Genomic DNA, 17,737 nt, shown 5'->3' with positions numbered 1-17,737 from the left:
ATGGCAGAGGTACGACTCGAAGGCATCACCAAGTCCTTCGGCAGCAAGACCGTGGTGGACGACCTGAACCTGACGATCCGGGACCAGGAGTTCCTGACGCTGGTCGGGCCGTCCGGGTGCGGGAAGTCGACCACGCTGCGGATGATCTGCGGTCTGGAGCGGGCGACCAGCGGCAACGTGTTCTTCGACGGCAAGCCGGTCAGCTGGTTGCCGGCGAACAAGCGGGACGTCGCGATGGTGTTCCAGAGCTACGCGCTCTATCCGCACAAGACCGTCCGGCAGAACATCGGGTTCGCGCTCAAGATGATGCGGGTGCCCAAGGCAACGATCGACACACAGGTACTGCAGGCCGCGCGGACTTTGGACATCGAGGATCTGCTCGACCGCAAGCCGCGCGAGCTGTCTGGTGGCCAGCGGCAACGAGTTGCGCTCGGCCGGGCGATCGTTCGCGATGCGGGCGCCTATCTGCTGGACGAACCGCTGTCCAACCTGGATGCGCAGCTGCGGGTGCTGATGCGGGCGGAGATCAAGCGGCTGCATGTCGACGTGGCCCGCACCTTCATCTACGTCACGCACGACCAGGTCGAGGCGATGACGATGTCGGACCGGATCGCCGTGATGCGCGACGGTGTCATCCAGCAGTGTGCGACTCCCGAGGAGATCTACGAGCGGCCGGCCAACCGGTTCGTGGCCTCATTCATGGGCTCACCGCCGATGAACTTCGTCAGCGGCTCGTTGGCCGATGTGGACGGTGTCCGGATGTTCCGCAGCGAGGCACTGACGCAGGAGATCACCCTGTACGACGATGCGCCGGCCGACCCGGAGGTCGTGCTGGGCGTTCGCCCGGAGGACGTGTCGTTGTCGCCGACCCCGGTCGCGGGGTACCGCCAGGGTCGCGTGTTCGTGTCCGAGCCGCTCGGGCCCGACGTACTGGTCACGGTTCGGATCGAGGGCGAGCTGCTGAAGGCTCGGGTGCCCACGCCGTTCCGGCTCGGTCATGACGCGCCCGTGTATGTCGGTTTCAATCCGCAACGCCTGCACCTGTTCACGGCGGCCGACGGGACCGCCCTGCAGGCTCCGAGACAGGAGGCTTCGTGAGAGACGTCGAGAACACGACGATCGAGGTAACCCGGCCGGACGACTTCGACGAGTTCTGGGCGGCCGGGCTCGCCGACTGCTCGTCGTACCCGCTGGATCCCGTACTGACCGAGATGCCGACGCTGTCGACCTCACGGGTCGTCGTGTACGACGTTTCGTACGTGAGCTTCGGCGGGCTGCGGGTCTCCGCCTGGTACGCCGTCCCGCGGGGCGGTGCGGCGCCGTACCCGGGTCTCGTCACGATCCCGGGGTACATCTCGGAGCCGACGATTCCGAAGGAGTGGGCCGAGCTCGGGTACGCGACCCTCGCGGTCGCGCCGCGCGGGAAGCTGCGGTCGAACGCGGTCTTCAACCCGGGTTATCCGGGATTGCTGACGAACAACATCGTGGACCACAACACCTATGGGTACCGCGGGTTCTACCTGGATGTGGTGCGGGCGGTCGACGTGCTGCTGGAACGGCCTGAGGTCGATGCGTCGCGGATCGGACTGGCTGGGTCGAGTCAGGGCGGTGGGCTGGGGATCAGTACGGCGGCATTGCGGCCGGACGTGATCAAGGCGGTTGCGTGCGGAGCGCCGTACCTGTGCGGGATCATGGCCGCGCCGACGTTCACCCGGTCGTATCCGTATGAGGAGATCAACGAGTACCTGCGGCTGCATCCGAAGGACGTCGACCGGGTGCGGGAGACGGTCGCGTACTACGACGGGCTGAACTTCGCGCCGGCGGTCAAGGCGCCGACTCTCATTTACCTCGGGCTCGAGGATGATGTCTGCCCGCCGGAGACCGGGTTCGCGCTGCATCGCGTGCTGACGAGCCCGAAGACTCTGCGTACCTATGAGCACTGCGCCCATCACGCCGGTCTGCCCGGGGTGATGCGGGTTGTCGAAGACTTCTTGGCCGACCACTTGAAGCCGGTGATCTGACATGGACTTCGCTTCGTATTGGACAGCCGTCGACGACGAGCTCGCGACGATTCCGGCTCGGCCGGTGCTCGATGTGATTCCACAGCGGACCGATGACTCGGCGACGACGTACGGGGTCCGGTTGACGAGCGTCGGGCCTTATCGCGTGTTTGGTTCGTTGAGCATCCCGGTGGGGGACGGGCCGTTTCCGGCGCTGCTGCAGGTGCCGCGGTACGGGAGTGTCAACAACATGGCGCATCCGAACGACCGCAGCCGGTACGTCGTTCTGACGCTGATGCACCGTGGTCAGCGGCTGGCCGACGAGTTCTTCCAGGCCGCGTATCCGGGACTGCTGACGATGGGGATCGACGATCCTTCGACGTACATCTATCGCGGGATCGTGGCGGATTGTCTGCGGGCGGTCGACTTCCTGGTCGGATTGCGTGAGGTCGATGCGAGTCGGATCGCGGTGGTTGGGAACGAGTTGGCGATTCTGACTGCTGCTCGGCGGTCGGCGGTCAGTGCGGTGCGGGCTTCGGATCTGGTGCTGTATCGGGCGATGGAGGCTCGGCTTGCGTCCAGCCACTATCCGCTGGAGGAGCTGAACGACTACCTGCGTGCCGGGTCGTCGGCCGAGCTGATCGGGCGGACGCTGTCGTACTTCGATCCGATCCGGCATGCAGCGGGGGTTAACGCGCGGACGTTGGTCGGGGTGGAGGATCCGGATTGGTACGCGCCGCTGGTCGATGCGTTGCCGTTGGGTGAGGCGTACGAGGTGACACATCTCGACGGGACCGACGCCGACTTCTACGACGCGTGGCTCGCCGGACAGTCCGGCGTACCGGCGATGTCGAAGTTCGTCCGATGAACATCCGGCCGGTCATCAACGCGAATGCCACGGTGACGGTGCTGGGCGGTTCGCTGATGCCGCCGCCGGTGGTGCAGGCGATGGTGGAGGCGGCCGGTCAGTTCGTCGACCTGCCTTCGTTGTACGAGGAGGTCGGCGAGCGATTGGCCGAGCTGACCCGCAACGAAGCGGCCTGCGTGACCGCGGGCGCCGCGGCCGCGATCACGCTCGTCGTCGCGTCGTGTATCGGCGAACCGGCACAGGCCTTTCCGGTCGAGGCCGAGGTGGTGATGTTCGCCTCCCAACGCAACGGCTACGACTATTCCGCCCGCATCACCGGCGCTCGGATCTTCGAGGTCGGCCCGACGGAGGCGGAGCTGGAAGCAGCACTCCTGGCTGATGGGGTACGGCGACCTGCGTGTGTGCTGTGGTTCGCTGGGGCGCATTACGCGGCGGACGCGTTGCCGATCGAAGACGTGGTCCGGATCGCGAGAGCGGCCGGCGTACCGGTGATCGTGGACGCGGCGGCGCAGATACCGCCGGTGTCGTCGCTGTGGCGTTTCACCACCGAGCTCGGTGCCGACGCGGTGATCGTCAGCGGCGGCAAGGGCCTGCGCGGACCCCAGACAACCGGTCTCGTCCTCGGCCGCCAATGGCTGGTCGACCGATGCCGACGGCACGCATCCCCGAACCAGGAGATCGGCCGCGGCCTGAAAGTCGGCAAGGAAGAACTGTTCGGCCTGCTAGCCGCTGTCGAGTGGACCCTGCAACAAGACGAGCAAGCGCTACTCGCCGACTACGAACGCTCAGTAGCCCTCTGGGTAGACGGCCTCCAAGACCTACCCGGCATCACGGCGTACCGCGGCTACCCTAGCGAAGCCGGCCAACCCCACGGCCGCGCCATCCTTCGCTTCACCGATCGCGACCGTCAGCAAGTGATCGACGCCCTCTGGAACGGCACCCTCCGGATAGCAGTAGGCACCTTCGGCGTAGACGCCGACGAAATAGCCCTCAACCCCCAAACCCTCCAACCCGGCGAGGACCAGGTCGTCCTCGACACCCTCCTCAACCTCCTCACCTGATCCTCCGACGGACAGGACGTATATGCCGGTTCGCGCCAGCCGGCCAGGACCGCTGAGCCTGGGGGGCGACATCCAGTGGCCGTATACGTCCTGTTCTTGTGCAGATCGGATTAGGCTCGGGGGATGGCGAGGAAGCCGGATGAGACGCGTGACGGGGTTGATCTGACTAATCTGGATCAGCCGTTGTTCGATGGGGCGGAGGCGACCAAGCGGGATCTGGTCGACTATCTGGATGCGGTGCACGGGTGGATGCTGCCGGAGTTGCGGGAGCGGCCGTTGTCGGTGATGCGGATTCGGCCGGGGCAGCCGGCGTTCATGCAGAAGAATGTGCCGAAGTACACGCCGGAGTGGGTGAAGACCACTTCGGTGTGGGCCGAAGCGTCGAAGCGCGAGGTGTCGTATGCGTTGTGCGACGACCGGCGGACGTTGTTGTGGTTCGCGAATCAGCGGGCGGTTGAGTACCACCCGACGTTGATGCGGGCCGATCGGTGGGACCGCGTGACGCATCTGGTGCTGGATCTGGATCCGCCGGAGGGGGACGACACGTTCGGGAAGGCGGTTCAGGCCGCGTTTCTGGTGCGGCAGGCGTTGAGTGATGCAGGGCTGACTGGTGCGGTGAAGACGAGTGGGGCCAAGGGTGTGCACGTGATTGTGCCGATCGACGACTCGGTACCGATCGATGACGCGGCCGCGGCGACTCGGGCGATCGCGGCTCGCGCGGAGCGGATCGACCCTGCGGTCGCGACGACGGCGTACATCAAGGAGGACCGGCACGGGAAGGTCTTCGTGGACTCGACTCGGTCCGGTGGTGCGACCGTGGTTGCCGCGTACAGCCCGCGGATCCGTCCCGGTACTCCCGTTTCGTTCCCGGTCGGCTGGGATGAGCTCGACCGGGTGACGCCCCGCGACTTCACCGTGAAGACCGCGGTCGACCTGCTGGCCGGCGCAGATCGCTGGGCCTCGCAGCTACCTGAGCCGCAGTCGCTGCCCGAGGACCTGCTGGAGGAGGGCCGCGCGATCCCGATCGCCCGCGTCGTCGCCATGCACGAAGGCAAACGCCGCAAGCGCGCCCAGCGCGAGGCCGAGAAAGGTGGCTAGCTTTCGGTGGCGGTGACCGTTTCGAGGGCGGCTTGACGGACATCAGCCTGCGGGTGGTTGCGGAGGGCAACTAGGAGCTCGCGCCAGGTCGGGGCCCATCCGGTACGGCGGCCGCCCGCCCCGATGATCGTCCAGGCCAGGAACCCGGCCATCAGGTTGTCGGAGCGGAGGAGGTCGCGCACGCTCGGTTCGAGCTGCTCCGGCGTCCATGCGTGGGACTGACCGAGCCGGGCGCCGAGCCGGAACGCGGTGTTGTAGGCAACGATCGGGCGGTCGGCGACTGCCTCGATCAGCGCCGTTAGCTCGGCGGCGAGGTCGTCCCAGGCGATACTGCGGACCAGCAGGTCCAAGCGAAGGTCCAGAAGCTCCGGACTGTCCAGCTCGGCCGCGATCACCTTGAGGGTCTGCCGGGACTCGGCCGGCTTGCTCTGCAAGGTCGCGATCAGGCGTTTGCCCAGCTCAGCAAGGCGTTGCCGCGCCGGGTGATCACGGTCGGGCGTGGCGTTCGGCAGGTTCGGGTCGTTCTCGGCGCGGACCAGCAGCCGCACGGCCGCCTGCAAGTCGTCCAAACCGAGACCTGGATCAGTGGCGACGATGGAGACCAAAGCAGACATCGCCGCACTCCACGCCTTGGAGTTCAGATCGGCGATGAACCCGGCGCAGACCGGCGCCACCGACGGGCTCCAGGGCGCCCACCGCGGCAACGCCTGCAACGCAGTCCGCACGACCTCGGGTTCCGGCCGATTAGTCACGGCCACCACCAATTCGGCGTACCGGGATCGGTACTTCGTGGCCAGCCCGTACGCCGGTCGTTGCGTCAGCACAACCGCAGTCGCGTCGCTGTCGTGGACCGCCTCCTGGAGCAACGCCCAGCTGGCCGGCTCATGCAGCAGGTACAGCGAGGCCGCGCTGGTGATCGCCGCGCGCACATCGCGATGCGCACCCGCCCAAGCATCAGCCAGTACGGCGCTCGCCCCCGGTGCGCGGAGTGAGCCGAGCAGCCGCGCGGCCTCCTTTCGCGAAGTCACCTTCGCGCCATCACCGACCAGGATCGGATGTAGGAGACCGGGCAACAGACTCGGCCGGACGAACCGCGCCGCCCGGCTGACGGCGTACGACGCGACGCGTGCGCGATCGTCGTTGGCGTGCGCGAGCAGGACCGGCAGAACCTCCTGCGGGGAGTCGGTCCATGCCAACGCGCTCAGTGCGGCTTCTTGGAGCAGGACGTTGTCGTGCTGGAGGAACGGTTCCAGCGCGGCGCGGCCAATCGACGGAATCCGGCCGAGCGTCGACACAGCCTGGGCGCGCGCCCACTCGGGCATGCGCTCGTCGGCAGCCGCTTGCGCGATCAGTTCGCCGTACCGGGCTTGCTGGCGAGGGAGCCAGGACCGGAGTGCTCGGAGCGGGACCTCCCAGTCGGGGTAGTCGCCGTCGAAGCGGTGGATGCGTTCCGGCTCGGCGAATACGGCGTCAAGGAGGTCGGTGCGCAGTTCGGTGACGACACCCCAGACATGCGGCCACTGCGCCATGCCGACATCGCGCTGGATGATCTCGGCCACCCGTTCGCTGCGGGTGTCGCGTCGCCACAGCCAGAGCTCGCAGGCCTGGTCGACGGTGTTCTCCTGGTTCGACCAGACGCCTTGCGCGAGCGCGTCCTGCAGGTGATCGATCGTCCAGCCGCGCTTGTCGAAGGCCCGCGCGATCGCGAACGGCAGCCGGAACTCGGTGCGGGCGACCGCATTGTCGACGTACGGGCGGAGGACGTCGTACACGGCGAGCTCCTGGCCGCGGGGGAGGCCGTCGATCACCCCGTAGAGCTTGATGATGCCGTGGTTCTCGGTGACCCGGCCGTGCGTCTCCAGACCCCATTCGAGCAGCGCGATCTGGTTGCGCGCGGCCCCTTGCCGCAGAGCGCTCAGTGCGATCTCGACCAGCCAGGTGCGGGTGCCCCAGCTCGCGTCGCGCGACTCCAGCACGGCGGTCGACAGGATCTGGAGCGAACCGGTCAGTTGGTCGCTCAAGGTCGAGGGCGGCAGCTCATTGACGGCTTGCATGACCGCGCCGCGTACGCCGTCTCGATCGTTCCGGACCTTGGTCGCCCACTCCAACGCGCTCTCGATGGCCGCGGGTTGCCGGGAGCGGCCGGCCGCTGCGATGACCGAGCGGTAGACGATCGCGCGGTCGTCGGCATCCGGGTGGTGGACGTCTGGTGCGAGCAGGGCGAACGCTTCGTCGTACGGGAGGTAGGCGGTGATCCGGCGGCGTTCGCGGTCGTGGTCGGCGATCGGGGCGAGGGTCAGCATCCGGCGGGCCTGTTCGACGCGCAGCTCGTAGGGGAGCACGGTGAGGAGGCGGGCCGGGAGGACGGCTTGGCCGAGGTCGACGGATTTGGTGATGCCGTTGAAGATGGCCGCGCGGCGGCTCGGCGGGAGATCCTCGAGGAGCGCGGTGGGGTCCGGCCAGAGCAGTTCGCCGAGCGCAATCAGGTCGTCGTCGGCGTACCGGTTCAGACGGCGGCGGACGGCCGGGGTCAGGACCTGGCGGATTGCGTGCGCGCGCTCGGGTTCGAGCAGCAGCTCGAGGACCAGCGGATCAGCGTCGATCAGCTGGCCGAACACCGAGGTGATTGCCGTCGGCAACTGCTCGGGCGGAAGGGCGCGGACGAGGAGGAGCGTGGTCCGCTCGGGATCGTGCTCCAGGACTCCGGTCAACCCGAACGCCGGACCCTGCCACCACTCGTTGCGGTCGGGGCCGGCGGGCAGGGTGCGGAGTGCGTAGTCGTGTACCGGCTTGGGGTGCTTGGCGCCCAGGCGGCGCCAGTCGCCGCTGCCGAGGCAGTAGGCCAGCTCGGGGAGGAGGCGTTCGACGGTCGCGTCATCGTTGGCGACGAGCAGCGCGGCGGCGGCCGGATCACCCCAGCGTTCGCGGTGCTCGTCGATCAGGCGGGCCGCGAGCCGGGTGCGGCCGGTCTTGCGGACGACCTTGAGCAGGCCGATACGCAGCGCGGCCGGGGCGTCGTCGTACAGGATCCGCAGGTCGTCGTCCGACACCGGTACGCCGTTGCCGACCGCGGCGAGCGCGCGGGAGTGGACGGCCGGGATCGGGTCGTTGAGCAGGCGAGTCACCGTCGCGACATCGCGGGTCGCCTCGGCGATGGTGAGGCCGAGGGAGCGTTCGTACGGCGTCCCGGTGGTGAGCTCGCCGAGGAGGTTTTGCAAGTCGGATGCGCTTAAACCGCGGGCCTCGGTGATGACGCGCCGGAGGCGCTCGCCGTACGGGAGGTTGTCGATCGACCGCAGCAGGTCCGTGGCACGCATACCCCTATCCTGCCTAATGACCGAGTCAGCTGATCTCTTGGAGTGCGGCAAACGCAGCCGCCAGCTTCGGCAGGGTGTAATGCGCGTTGAGCCCACTCGGATTAGGCAGGATCCACACGCGCGTCGATCCGATCATCCGCTCCTGGCGTCCCATCCGCGCCTTCCGCTCGCCGAACGCATCCCGGTAAGCCGTCACCCCGACGACCGCAAGCCACTCCGGCTGGTACTTCAGCACCCGCTCGACCAGGCGCTCCCCGCCGGCGATGAACTCCGCGCGGGACAGCTCATCGGCCCGCGCTGACGGCCGCTCCACCACATTGGTGATCCCCAGCCGATAATTCAGCAGTTCCTGCTGCTCGTCCGGCCGCAACTGCCGAGGTGTGAACCCGCCCTGGTGCAACGCCGGCCAGAACCGGTTCCCGGGCCGAGCGAAGTGATGCCCGGTTTCCGCCGACATCAGCCCCGGATTGATCCCGCAGAACAACACCCGCAGCCCCGGCCCGATCACATCAGCAATGCCATCCACCCCTGAACCTTAGGGGGCCGTCTTCCGGCGGACAGGACGTATAGGTCTGATATCGGCGCGGGAGCGCGGGGCGGTCGCTTCCGGGGCCGGTTTTCGACGTATACGTCCTGTCCTTCGGGGGATGGTCAGTCGTTCTCGTTGTTGAGAACTGCGGGGAGTTGGGTGGCGATGCAGGAGCGGGCGACGAAGAGCCAGATGGTTTCGCCGAGGGCGTCGACGCGGATCATCGAGGCGCCGAGGTCGTTGGTGGAGTAGCGGTAGCCGCCGGTGGACGGGAGGGCGAAGCCGACCGGGTCGTGGAGGCGGCCGGAGGCGTAGGTGCTGTCGACGAAATAGTTGTAGTAGCCGGTGCAGGCGGCGGGGTTGATGCGGACGATGATCGCGCCGTTGCCGGTGTGCGGGGCGGCGTCGAAGTCGCGGCCGAAGGTACGACGGTGGGACAGTCGCGCGCTGGTGTCGGAGCTGCAACTGGCGGCGACCGGGGTTGAGCTCGAGAGGTCGAGCGCGCCGGGGACCAGGAAGGCGCAGAAGTTCGAGCCGTCACCGGCGCGCCAGCGGCCGAAGTGGAAGTTGTTCGGCGTGGTGGTGTGGACGTCGAAGCGGGTGCCGGCGATCGCCGTACCCATCACGTAGCCGCACGACTTGTTCGCCAGCCAACCGCCGGCGGGGATGGTGCCGAAGTTGTTGCAGGCGGCGGGTTTGGTGACGTTGCCCTTGGTGACGTACTGGTTGACCGCGTACGCCGGCGCCGCCACCGCGCAGAGCGTTGCCACGATCAGGACCGCGAGAATGCGTCTCATCAGCAGAACCAGCCGTCTTGGACCCAGCCGTCGTGGTTGATGTCGCCGTACGCGAAGCCGAAGGCCCACTCGCCGCTGATCTGCTTGACCAGGAAGGTCTGCGGTTTGTGCAGCGTGCCCATCCGGGCGCCGCCGGGTTTCACGCGCAGCTCGAGATCCTGGGCGCAGACGGTCTCGCGAACGCCGACGGTGCCGCCGGCGGCATGGGCCGGTACGGCGGTCAGCGCCGTACCGGCGATGAGCAGCGCGCCGGTGAGGGCGGTTACGCGCCGCGCGTTCACCAGCTGCCCCATCCGCCGAGGCATTCGTAGCGGACGAAGCCCCAGTCGTTCGGGCCGAAGTCCTGGATCGAGGCCCAGCCGTTGTAGACCGGGTGCTTGCCCCGGGTGTGGCCGACCTTGTTGCCGTACTCGAGCACGCGGAGCTGGTTCACCGGACCGGGGATCGAGAAGTTGTAGTTCTCGTACATCGTCGCGTCCTGGCACACGATGATCGCGTGCTGCGGTGGATCGACGGCGACCGCGGCCTGGGTACCAGCCAGCAGTACGGCGCCGGACACGGCGGCCGCGGTCAGGAGGAAGGGGGCGGACTTCCTTGTCATCTGAACCTCCATGAAGTTGTTATCTGTGATGACGGTAAATCGTGTCGCCCAAGATGGCAATGGCTGTCATCACTGGATACAGTGAGCCGATGGGCGCTCGGGCGGAACGCAAGGCTTTCTACGGCATCGCCGAGATCGCGGACGCACTCGGCCTGAACCGCCAGCTCGTCACGGCCTGGCGCCGCCGCCGCAGCCACGGCATCCCGGAACCCGACGGCGAACTGTCGTCCGGCCCGATCTGGCGCGGTACGACGATCGAGCCCTGGATCGACGTGGTCCGGTCGCAGCGGGATTCCCCGGCGCAGCCGATCAGCCCCGAGCTTGCGCTGAAGGCGGGCCGGCGGATACTGCGGGTCGCGGCATTGTTGCTCGAGGAGCCGATCCGGTTGAAGCTGCTCAGCCAGTCGTTGGCCGAGGCGCGTGAGCTGCTACCGGTTGCCGAAGACGCGGCTGATGATTCGCTTGGCCGCGCCGTACGGCAGCTGTTGTCGCCGTTGCGTGCGGAGCCCGGCAACCTGCCGCGGTTCCGACGGAAAGTGCTTGCTGAGCTGACACAACTCGAGACCCTGGTGGACCTGGCAGCAGAATCCCTTCCGGAAGCAGACAGTGCGGGTTAGTGTGCGTGCCGTGATCGTCGAAGTACCTGGCTACCGCCTGGCGGAGCCGCTGGGTGCGGGTGCGACAGGGGTGGTGTACGCGGGGGTCCGGCTGGCCGATGGGGGGTCTGTCGCGGTCAAAGTCGTGCATCCGGAGCTGGTCGACCCGCAATACCGTGACCGCCTGCGCCGCGAGGCCCAGTTGGCGGAAGCTGTCGTGCACCCGGGTGTCGTTCGCGTGCACGAGGTCGGCGGTGAACGCGACCAGGCCTGGCTGGTGATGGACCGACTCAGTGGGCCAGATCTCCAACACCTGCTGGACTCTGAGGGTCCACTGCCGGTCGAGCGTGCCGTCGAACTCCTCGCCGACGTGGCGGATGCAGTTGACGCCGTACACCGGGCTGGCGTCATCCATCGCGACCTCAAACCAGCCAACATCATCCTCGACAACGGCCGCCCCCTGGTCGCCGACTTCGGCGTAGCCCGTCAGCTGGCCAGCCTGGAGTCGACCACGGGGTTGGATCTGAGTGGTGATGCGTGGTTGCACAGCGGTACGCCGTCCGGCCCGTCCCTGGGCTCAATGGCCGGAACCGTTGCGTACATGGCGCCCGAACAGTGGCGCGGCGACCCCGTCACCCCAGCCACCGACGTCTACGCCCTAGGCGGCACCCTCTACGCCCTACTCACCGGCCGCCGCCCGTACGAGCGTCGAACCCTCCCCGAACTCGCCTACGCCGTCGCGATGCTCCCGCCGCCCACCACCAACACCCAGTACGACGAAGTAATCCGCCAAGCCATGTCCAAACACCCAGCCGACCGCCACCCCACCGCTGCCGCCTTCGCCACCGCCCTCCGCGCAGCCGCGGGAGGTGCGGCGACCAGCCAACCACCCCAGCCACGGAGGTGGGCTGGGGATCACAACAGACGGCCGGAGCGGCGAGGGCTCGGCACTCGGCTTGTCGGCCGCATGGTTGGCGAGCGAGAGGGAGGAGTGGGATCGGGGTGGAGCCGGCGGCGGCTTGTGGGGGTGGCGGCTGCTGGTGTGGCTGTGGTTGGGGTTGGGGTTGCTGCGGTGATGGTGCTGGGGAGGGGCGAAGGGACAGTTGAGCAGCTGACGGTTTGTGCTCAGGATGCGACGGTTCGGGATGCGCCGCGGAGTCGGGCGGTGGTGGCGACTGTTTATCGGGGGGATCGGTTGACGCCGATCGAGCAGCGGGACGGGGAGACGTGGGTGCATGTGCGGTTGCCGGACGGGCGGACCGGGTGGTCGTTGACGGAGTACGTGCGGCATAGCTGCTAGGTCGTCAACCCGGGGTTGACGCACCGAAGGCTGTCAACCTAGGGTTGACGCATGACTCCTGGACCGGATCTTCAGCAACTCATCAACACCATCAAGGACGACACCGGTAGTGACGACGAGCTTCTGCAGCTTGCGACTGCGGCGTCGACCATCAGTGAGCTGACCAGCACCGGGGACGCGGCGCTCGGGTTCTTCGTGGATCGGGCTCGTGGTGCGGGCAAGTCGTGGGTCGAGATCAGTTCGGTGCTCGGGGTGAGTAAGCAGGCGGCGCACAAGCGGTTCGCGGACTCGTTCGGCACCAAGTCACTCGACCGCTTCACGCCCCGTACGACGGCCGTCGTACAGGCTGCGGTCGACGTGGCCAACGGGCGGAACCAGCACTTCGTCGGGGCGGAGCATCTGCTCCTCGCGTTCTTCACGCAGCCGGCGGCGCTGGCTACCCAGGTGCTCGTCGGGCGCGGTCTCACCGAGCAGAAACTGCATGAGGCGGTTGAACTCGTCAGCCCGGTCGAGACAACGCCCCCGCCGAAGCCGATCGACGCAGACGACCCGCCGTACACGCGTGGTGCGACGCATGTCCTACAAGGTGCGGTCGCGTCCGCGCTGACCCTCGGGCACAACTACGTCGGCACCGAGCACCTGCTGCTCTCGTTCTACCGCGACACCGGCGGTATCGCCACGAAGATCCTGATCGAGCAGGGCCTGGACGAGGACACCGCTCTGCGGGACATCCGCGGTTTGCTGGATCAGCTGGCCAAGTAGGTTGGGGCGCATGCCTGACTGGTCTGCGCGGTTGAGTGAGTTGGCGGAGGCGGCCTCGGTACCGGGCGCAGTGCTCGGCATCTGGGCCGACGGCGAAACGACGATCACGCCGTACGGCGTCCTGAACGTCGCGACCGGCGTCGAAACCACCGCCGACTCGCTGTTCCACCTCGGTTCGATCAGCAAGACGTGGACCGCGACGATGATCGTCCAGCTCGCCGAAGAGGGCCGGCTCGACCTCGACGATGCGGTCGTCAAGGTGTTGCCGGAAGCACCGATCGACCCGCGGATCACCGTCCGGCACCTGCTCACGCACACCAGCGGTATCGACGGCGACGTCTTCACCGACACCGGCCGCGGCGACGACTGCGTCCAGCGGTACGTCGCCCTCCTGGCCGATGTCGAGCTCCTCTTCGAGCCCGGTACGGCGTACTCCTACTGCAATGCAGGCTATGTCGTCCTCGGCCGCATCATCGAGGTCCTCGACAACCGCACCTGGGACGCCTCCCTCCGCGCCCGCCTGACCGACCCGCTCGGCCTGAAGAAGACCGTCACCCTCCCCGAAGAAGCGATCCTCCACCGAGCCGCGGTCGGCCACAAAGCGCCAGAAGGCACACCGGTGGAAACCTGGCAGCTCCCACGCAGCATCGGCCCAGCCGGCCTCATCGCCTCGACCGCAGGCGACCTGCTCGCCTTCGCCCGCTCGCACCTGACAGACCGGTACGAAGCCATGCGCGAGCCGCACGGACTGACCACCAGCGGCTCCGGCGGCACGGTCGACATCGGCCTGTGCTGGCGCCTCTACAACTGGTCCGGCCGCAGCCTGTTCGGCCACGACGGTACGACGATCGGCCAGCAGGCGTTCCTGCGCATCGACCCCGAAGCCCGCGTCGTGGTCTGCCTGCTCACCAACTCCAGCGCCGGCACCTCACTCTTTGAGGCGATCGCCTCCGAGGTCTTCACCCACCACACCGGCGTCGGACACCCGCCGCGCCCCGAACCCATCGACGTACCGACCGATGACCGCCACCTCGGCACCTACGCCCGCGCCTCCGTCGAGATCGAGGTCGTACGGCGTCCCGACGGGCACCTCGGCATGATTTACCGGGCGACCGGCGACCGCCTCGCGTTCACCGAGAAGCCGCTCGCCGAGGACGAACTCCGCCCCGCCGCACCCGACGACGGCAACCACTTCGTCACCCGCGAGTCCGCACAGCACCCGTGGGTGCCGGTGATCTTCGCCGCGACGCATGTCCGCAGCGCAGACCGGTACACACCCAAACGGTGAGATAAGGCCCTCGACTTTTGGGGTGACCGAGCTAACGTCGTGACGTGACCAGTGCACCTGCTGAACTTCCTCGTACGGCTGGTGACCTTCGGGCCGCCGGCTATCTGCCTCGGTCAGTCAAGGCCGAGCTCCGTGACAACCTGCTGAAAGAACTCCGGGCCGGGCGTGATCCCTGGCCCGGCATCGTCGGATTCACCCGGACGGTGATTCCGCAATTGGAGCGTGCCCTGCTCGCGGGGCACGACGTCGTACTGCTGGGTGAGCGCGGCCAGGGCAAGACCCGGCTGCTGCGCACCATGGTCGGCCTGCTCGACGAGTGGACCCCCGTGATCGACGGCGCCGAGCTGCCCGAGCACCCCCTCGAGCCGATCACGCCTGCGTCGATCCGGCGCGCGGCCGAGCTCGGCGACGAGCTGCCGGTGGCGTGGCTGCACCGCAGCCTCCGGTACGCCGAGAAGCTGGCGACCCCCGACACGTCGGTCGGCGACCTGATCGGTGATGTCGACCCGGTGAAGGTTGCCGAGGGCCGCAGCCTCGGCGACCCGGAGACCATTCACTTCGGGCTGGTACCGCGATCGCACCGCGGGATCGTGGCGGTCAACGAGCTGCCCGACCTGGCCGAGCGGATCCAGGTCGCGTTGCTGAACGTGATGGAGGAGCGCGACATCCAGGTCCGCGGGTACACGCTGCGGCTGCCGCTCGACGTGTTGCTGGTGGCAACGGCCAACCCGGAGGACTACACGAACCGCGGCCGGATCATCACGCCGCTGAAGGACCGGTTCGGTGCGGAGGTGCGGACGCACTACCCGCTCGACATCGACGCCGAGGTGGACGTGATCCGGCAGGAGGCGCACTTCACGGCCGAGGTCGGGGAGCCGTTGCTGGAGGTGCTGGCGCGATTCGTCCGGCACCTGCGGGAGTCGCCGGCCATCGATCAACGGTCGGGGGTTTCGGCCCGGTTCGCGGTGGCTGCGGCGGAGACGATTGCCGCGGCGGCGTTGCGGCGCAGTGCGATCACCGGTGAGGAGCCGGCGGTGGCCCGTCCGGTCGACCTCGACGCGGTCCCCGCCGTACTGCGAGGCAAGCTGGAGTTCGAGCCGGGGGAGGAGGGGCGCGAGATCGAGCTGCTCGAGTACCTGCTGCGCCGCTCGGTCGCCGACACCGCACGGGAGCGGTTCGCCGGTCTCGACCTGGCGCCGCTCGCGCAAGCCGTTGCTGACGGCAACCTTGTGACCACCGGTGAGCGGGTGCCCGGCAAGGACGTGCTGGCCGCGCTGCCCGAGCTTCCGGTGCTGCACGACGTCGCGGCCCGGGCCGGGGTCGAGGCCGACGAGTCTCCGGGGCGGATCGCGGCGGCGATCGAGCTCGCGCTGGAGGCGCTCTACCTGTCCAAGCGAGTCGCCAAGGACGCCGACGACGACACGACCGTCTACGGAGTCTGATGACTGCTTCCATTCCTGAAGGCTGGTCCTACGGGCCGTGGCACGACGGGCCGGATCCACTGGCGCCACCGGTGGATCTGCGGGACGCGCTCGACGAGATCGGCCGCGACGTGATGAACGGGTCCTCGCCGCGATCCGCGCTGGAGGAGTTGCTCCGGCGCGGTACGCAGCGGACGCAGGGTCTGGACGACCTGACCCGGCGGCTGTGGGAGCGCCGCCGGGAGATCCAGCGGCGGCACAACCTCGACGGCACGCTTCGCGATGTGCAGCGGTTGCTGGACGAAGCTCTTGAGGCGGAGCGGCGTGAGCTGTTCCCGAATCCGTCCGACGATGCGCGATTCCGGGAGGCACAGCTCGACGCACTGCCTTCTGGTACGGCGGCCGCCGTACGGGAGCTGGCGTCGTACGACTGGCAGTCGTCGGAGGGGCGCGCGAAGTACGAGGAGATCCGCGAACTGCTCGGGCGGGAGTTGCTCGGGTCTCGGTTCGAGGGCATGAAGGACGCGTTGCAGCAGACGACGCCGGAGGACGTCGAGCGGATCAACGAGATGCTCGGCGATCTGAACGCGTTGCTGGCTGCGCATGCGCAGGGGCGGCCGGATGTGCCTCAGCTCTTTGAACAGTTCATGGCCAAGCACGGGGAGTTCTTTCCGGAGAATCCGCGGACGGTCGAGGAGCTGATCGACGTACTGGCTGCCCGGGCGGCCGCGGCGCAACGGATGCTGAACTCGATGACGCCGGAGCAGCGGGCCGAGCTGGCTGAGTTGTCGCAGCAGGCTTTCGGTAGTCCGCAGTTGGCTCAGCAGTTGGCGCAGTTGGACTCGCAGCTGCAGTCGTTGCGGCCGGGTGAGGACTGGTCGGGTTCGGCGCAGATGAGTGGTGACGATCCGCTCGGTCTGGCTGAAGGTGCGCGGGCGATGTCGGATCTGGCTGAGCTGGACGCGTTGGCCGAGCAGCTGTCGCAGTCGTATCCGGGTGCGCGGCTGGAGGACATCGATCTGGATGCACTCACGCGGCAGCTGGGTGATGAGGCGACGGTTGATACTCGGCGGTTGAGCGAGCTCGAGCGGCAGTTGCGCGACCAGGGTTTGCTGGAGCGCGCACCGGACGGCTCACTGCAGTTGTCCCCGAAGGCGCTGCGACAGTTGGGTCAGACGGCACTGGCCGACGTACTGCGGTCTGCTCGTGGTTCCGGTGAGCGGGACGCGGCGAACGCTGGTGCTGCTGGTGAGTTGAGCGGGTCGAGCCGGCCATGGCAGTTCGGCGACACCCAGCCATGGGACGTGTCGCGGACGGTGCGCAACGCCGTACTGCGGACTGCTGGCTCTGGTCGACGCGGATCCGTGCGACTGGACGTGGCCGACGTGGAGATCGCCGAGACCGAGCATCGGGCTCGGGCGGCGGTCGCGCTGCTGGTCGACACCTCGTGGTCGATGGTGCAAGAGAACCGCTGGCTACCGATGAAGCGAACCGCCCTGGCCCTCCACCAACTGATCTCCACCCGCTACCGCAACGACGCCCTCCAACTCATCACCTTCGGCCGCCACGCAACCGTAGTCGAGCTACCGCAGCTGATAGGCCTAGAAGGCACCTGGGAACAAGGCACCAACGCCCACCACGCTCTGTTGCTGGCCGGCCGCCACCTCCGCCGCCACCCCGACGCCCAACCAGTAGTCCTCATGGTCACCGACGGCGAACCCACGGCCCACCTGGAACCCGACGGCACCGCCGAATTCTCCTACCCACCCGAACCAGCCACCCTCCGCAAAACCATCTTCGAAGTCGACCGCCTAGCCAAACTAGGCGCGTCGTTGACGGTCTTCCGCCTGGGCGACGACCCGCGCCTCAACGCCTTCGTCAACCTCCTGGCCCGCCGCAGCGGCGGCCGAGTCCTGGCCCCCGACCTGGACGGCCTAGGCGCCGCCGTAGTAACCGACTACCTAAGAACCCGCCGCACCCTCTAACCCACACCCCACCCGCTCTCCGCGCTCCAGCCTCCCCACCCGCTGCCCACCTCGATTTGCCGTCCCACCACACCCGCGCCCGCCAACTCGGCGGGCGCGTTCGCATGCCGCGCC

At 68.0% G+C, this 17,737-nt stretch carries 16 protein-coding genes; 11 read left to right on the top strand and 5 right to left on the bottom strand.

All coding sequences use genetic code 11. The annotated features are described in order from the left end of the window. The 5 genes from ABD231_RS20175 (at position 1) to ligD (ending at position 5,027) form a co-directional block, all read left to right on the top strand. On the top strand, positions 1-1,098 hold the full coding sequence (locus ABD231_RS20175) for an ABC transporter ATP-binding protein (RefSeq protein ID WP_344153963.1): 1,098 nt from the start codon (positions 1-3) through the stop codon (positions 1,096-1,098). Beyond that, entirely contained in the window at positions 1,095-2,021 is a 927-nt protein-coding gene (locus ABD231_RS20170; RefSeq protein ID WP_344153960.1) for an acetylxylan esterase, read from the top strand. Before ABD231_RS20175 ends, ABD231_RS20170 begins: the two co-directional genes overlap by 4 nt. A gap of 1 nt (position 2,022) precedes the next feature. Further along, complete coding sequence (locus ABD231_RS20165) at positions 2,023-2,868, top strand: acetylxylan esterase (RefSeq protein WP_344153957.1); 846 nt, start codon at positions 2,023-2,025, stop codon at positions 2,866-2,868. Beyond that, positions 2,865-3,929: an aminotransferase class V-fold PLP-dependent enzyme gene (locus ABD231_RS20160; protein WP_344153954.1), complete on the top strand. Its 1,065-nt coding sequence runs from the start codon at positions 2,865-2,867 to the stop codon at positions 3,927-3,929. Before ABD231_RS20165 ends, ABD231_RS20160 begins: the two co-directional genes overlap by 4 nt. Before the next feature lie 123 nt (positions 3,930-4,052). Continuing rightward, a complete protein-coding gene (gene ligD / locus ABD231_RS20155) occupies positions 4,053-5,027 on the top strand; it encodes a non-homologous end-joining DNA ligase (RefSeq protein ID WP_344153951.1) in 975 nt (324 codons plus the stop codon). Here ligD and ABD231_RS20150 read toward each other — a convergent pair. The 5 genes from ABD231_RS20150 to ABD231_RS20130 form a co-directional block, all read right to left on the bottom strand. After that, on the bottom strand, positions 5,024-8,344 hold the full coding sequence (locus tag ABD231_RS20150) for a HEAT repeat domain-containing protein (RefSeq protein ID WP_344153948.1): 3,321 nt from the start codon (positions 8,342-8,344) through the stop codon (positions 5,024-5,026). The two genes, ligD and ABD231_RS20150, sit on opposite strands and share 4 nt — an antisense overlap. Before the next feature lie 25 nt (positions 8,345-8,369). Continuing rightward, positions 8,370-8,870 carry a G/U mismatch-specific DNA glycosylase gene (gene mug / locus ABD231_RS20145; RefSeq protein WP_344153946.1) on the bottom strand — a complete coding sequence of 167 codons (501 nt, stop codon included), beginning with the start codon at positions 8,868-8,870 and terminating at the stop codon, positions 8,370-8,372. A gap of 125 nt (positions 8,871-8,995) precedes the next feature. Continuing rightward, entirely contained in the window at positions 8,996-9,670 is a 675-nt protein-coding gene (locus tag ABD231_RS20140; protein ID WP_344153942.1) for a hypothetical protein, read from the bottom strand. Then, positions 9,670-9,951: a hypothetical protein gene (locus tag ABD231_RS20135; RefSeq protein ID WP_344153939.1), complete on the bottom strand. Its 282-nt coding sequence runs from the start codon at positions 9,949-9,951 to the stop codon at positions 9,670-9,672. The genes ABD231_RS20140 and ABD231_RS20135 overlap by 1 nt, the downstream gene beginning before the upstream one ends. After that, entirely contained in the window at positions 9,948-10,271 is a 324-nt protein-coding gene (locus ABD231_RS20130) for a hypothetical protein (RefSeq protein ID WP_344153936.1), read from the bottom strand. The genes ABD231_RS20135 and ABD231_RS20130 overlap by 4 nt, the downstream gene beginning before the upstream one ends. An 89-nt stretch (positions 10,272-10,360) precedes the next feature. Between ABD231_RS20130 and ABD231_RS20125 the strand changes: the two genes are divergently transcribed. The 6 genes from ABD231_RS20125 to ABD231_RS20100 are packed head-to-tail and all read left to right on the top strand — an operon-like array spanning position 10,361 to position 17,623. Then, entirely contained in the window at positions 10,361-10,888 is a 528-nt protein-coding gene (locus ABD231_RS20125; RefSeq protein WP_344153933.1) for a hypothetical protein, read from the top strand. A 10-nt stretch (positions 10,889-10,898) separates the two neighbouring features. Beyond that, positions 10,899-12,167, top strand: coding sequence for a serine/threonine protein kinase (locus tag ABD231_RS20120; RefSeq protein ID WP_344153930.1), 1,269 nt, complete (start codon positions 10,899-10,901; stop codon positions 12,165-12,167). Positions 12,168-12,218: 51 nt separating this feature from the next. Next, positions 12,219-12,929 carry a Clp protease N-terminal domain-containing protein gene (locus ABD231_RS20115; RefSeq protein ID WP_344153927.1) on the top strand — a complete coding sequence of 237 codons (711 nt, stop codon included), beginning with the start codon at positions 12,219-12,221 and terminating at the stop codon, positions 12,927-12,929. A 10-nt stretch (positions 12,930-12,939) separates the two neighbouring features. Then, complete coding sequence (locus ABD231_RS20110; protein WP_344153924.1) at positions 12,940-14,217, top strand: serine hydrolase domain-containing protein; 1,278 nt, start codon at positions 12,940-12,942, stop codon at positions 14,215-14,217. Between the two features lie 44 nt (positions 14,218-14,261). Further along, the gene (locus ABD231_RS20105) at positions 14,262-15,659 is read left to right on the top strand and encodes a sigma 54-interacting transcriptional regulator (RefSeq protein WP_344153921.1); all 1,398 of its coding nucleotides are present in this window, start codon (positions 14,262-14,264) and stop codon (positions 15,657-15,659) included. Further along, positions 15,659-17,623, top strand: coding sequence for a vWA domain-containing protein (locus ABD231_RS20100; RefSeq protein ID WP_344153919.1), 1,965 nt, complete (start codon positions 15,659-15,661; stop codon positions 17,621-17,623). Before ABD231_RS20105 ends, ABD231_RS20100 begins: the two co-directional genes overlap by 1 nt. The last annotated feature ends 114 nt before the right edge of the window (positions 17,624-17,737 follow it).

The sequence above is a fragment of the Kribbella yunnanensis genome (assembly GCF_039529655.1).
GTDB classification, from domain to species: Bacteria; Actinomycetota; Actinomycetes; order Propionibacteriales; family Kribbellaceae; genus Kribbella; species Kribbella yunnanensis.
Note: the sequence above shows the minus strand (reverse complement) of the source record. Positions and strands in the feature narration are given on the sequence as shown.

Coding starts and splice junctions, on each gene's coding strand:
- ligD (WP_344153951.1), top strand. CDS start 4,053: ATGGCGAGGAAGCCGGATGAGACGCGTGACGGGGTTGATCTGACTAAT.
- ABD231_RS20165 (WP_344153957.1), top strand. CDS start 2,023: ATGGACTTCGCTTCGTATTGGACAGCCGTCGACGACGAGCTCGCGACG.
- ABD231_RS20125 (WP_344153933.1), top strand. CDS start 10,361: ATGGGCGCTCGGGCGGAACGCAAGGCTTTCTACGGCATCGCCGAGATC.
- ABD231_RS20115 (WP_344153927.1), top strand. CDS start 12,219: ATGACTCCTGGACCGGATCTTCAGCAACTCATCAACACCATCAAGGAC.
- ABD231_RS20130 (WP_344153936.1), bottom strand. CDS start 10,271: ATGACAAGGAAGTCCGCCCCCTTCCTCCTGACCGCGGCCGCCGTGTCC.
- ABD231_RS20175 (WP_344153963.1), top strand. CDS start 1: ATGGCAGAGGTACGACTCGAAGGCATCACCAAGTCCTTCGGCAGCAAG.
- ABD231_RS20140 (WP_344153942.1), bottom strand. CDS start 9,670: ATGAGACGCATTCTCGCGGTCCTGATCGTGGCAACGCTCTGCGCGGTG.
- ABD231_RS20150 (WP_344153948.1), bottom strand. CDS start 8,344: ATGCGTGCCACGGACCTGCTGCGGTCGATCGACAACCTCCCGTACGGC.
- ABD231_RS20100 (WP_344153919.1), top strand. CDS start 15,659: ATGACTGCTTCCATTCCTGAAGGCTGGTCCTACGGGCCGTGGCACGAC.
- ABD231_RS20110 (WP_344153924.1), top strand. CDS start 12,940: ATGCCTGACTGGTCTGCGCGGTTGAGTGAGTTGGCGGAGGCGGCCTCG.
- ABD231_RS20160 (WP_344153954.1), top strand. CDS start 2,865: ATGAACATCCGGCCGGTCATCAACGCGAATGCCACGGTGACGGTGCTG.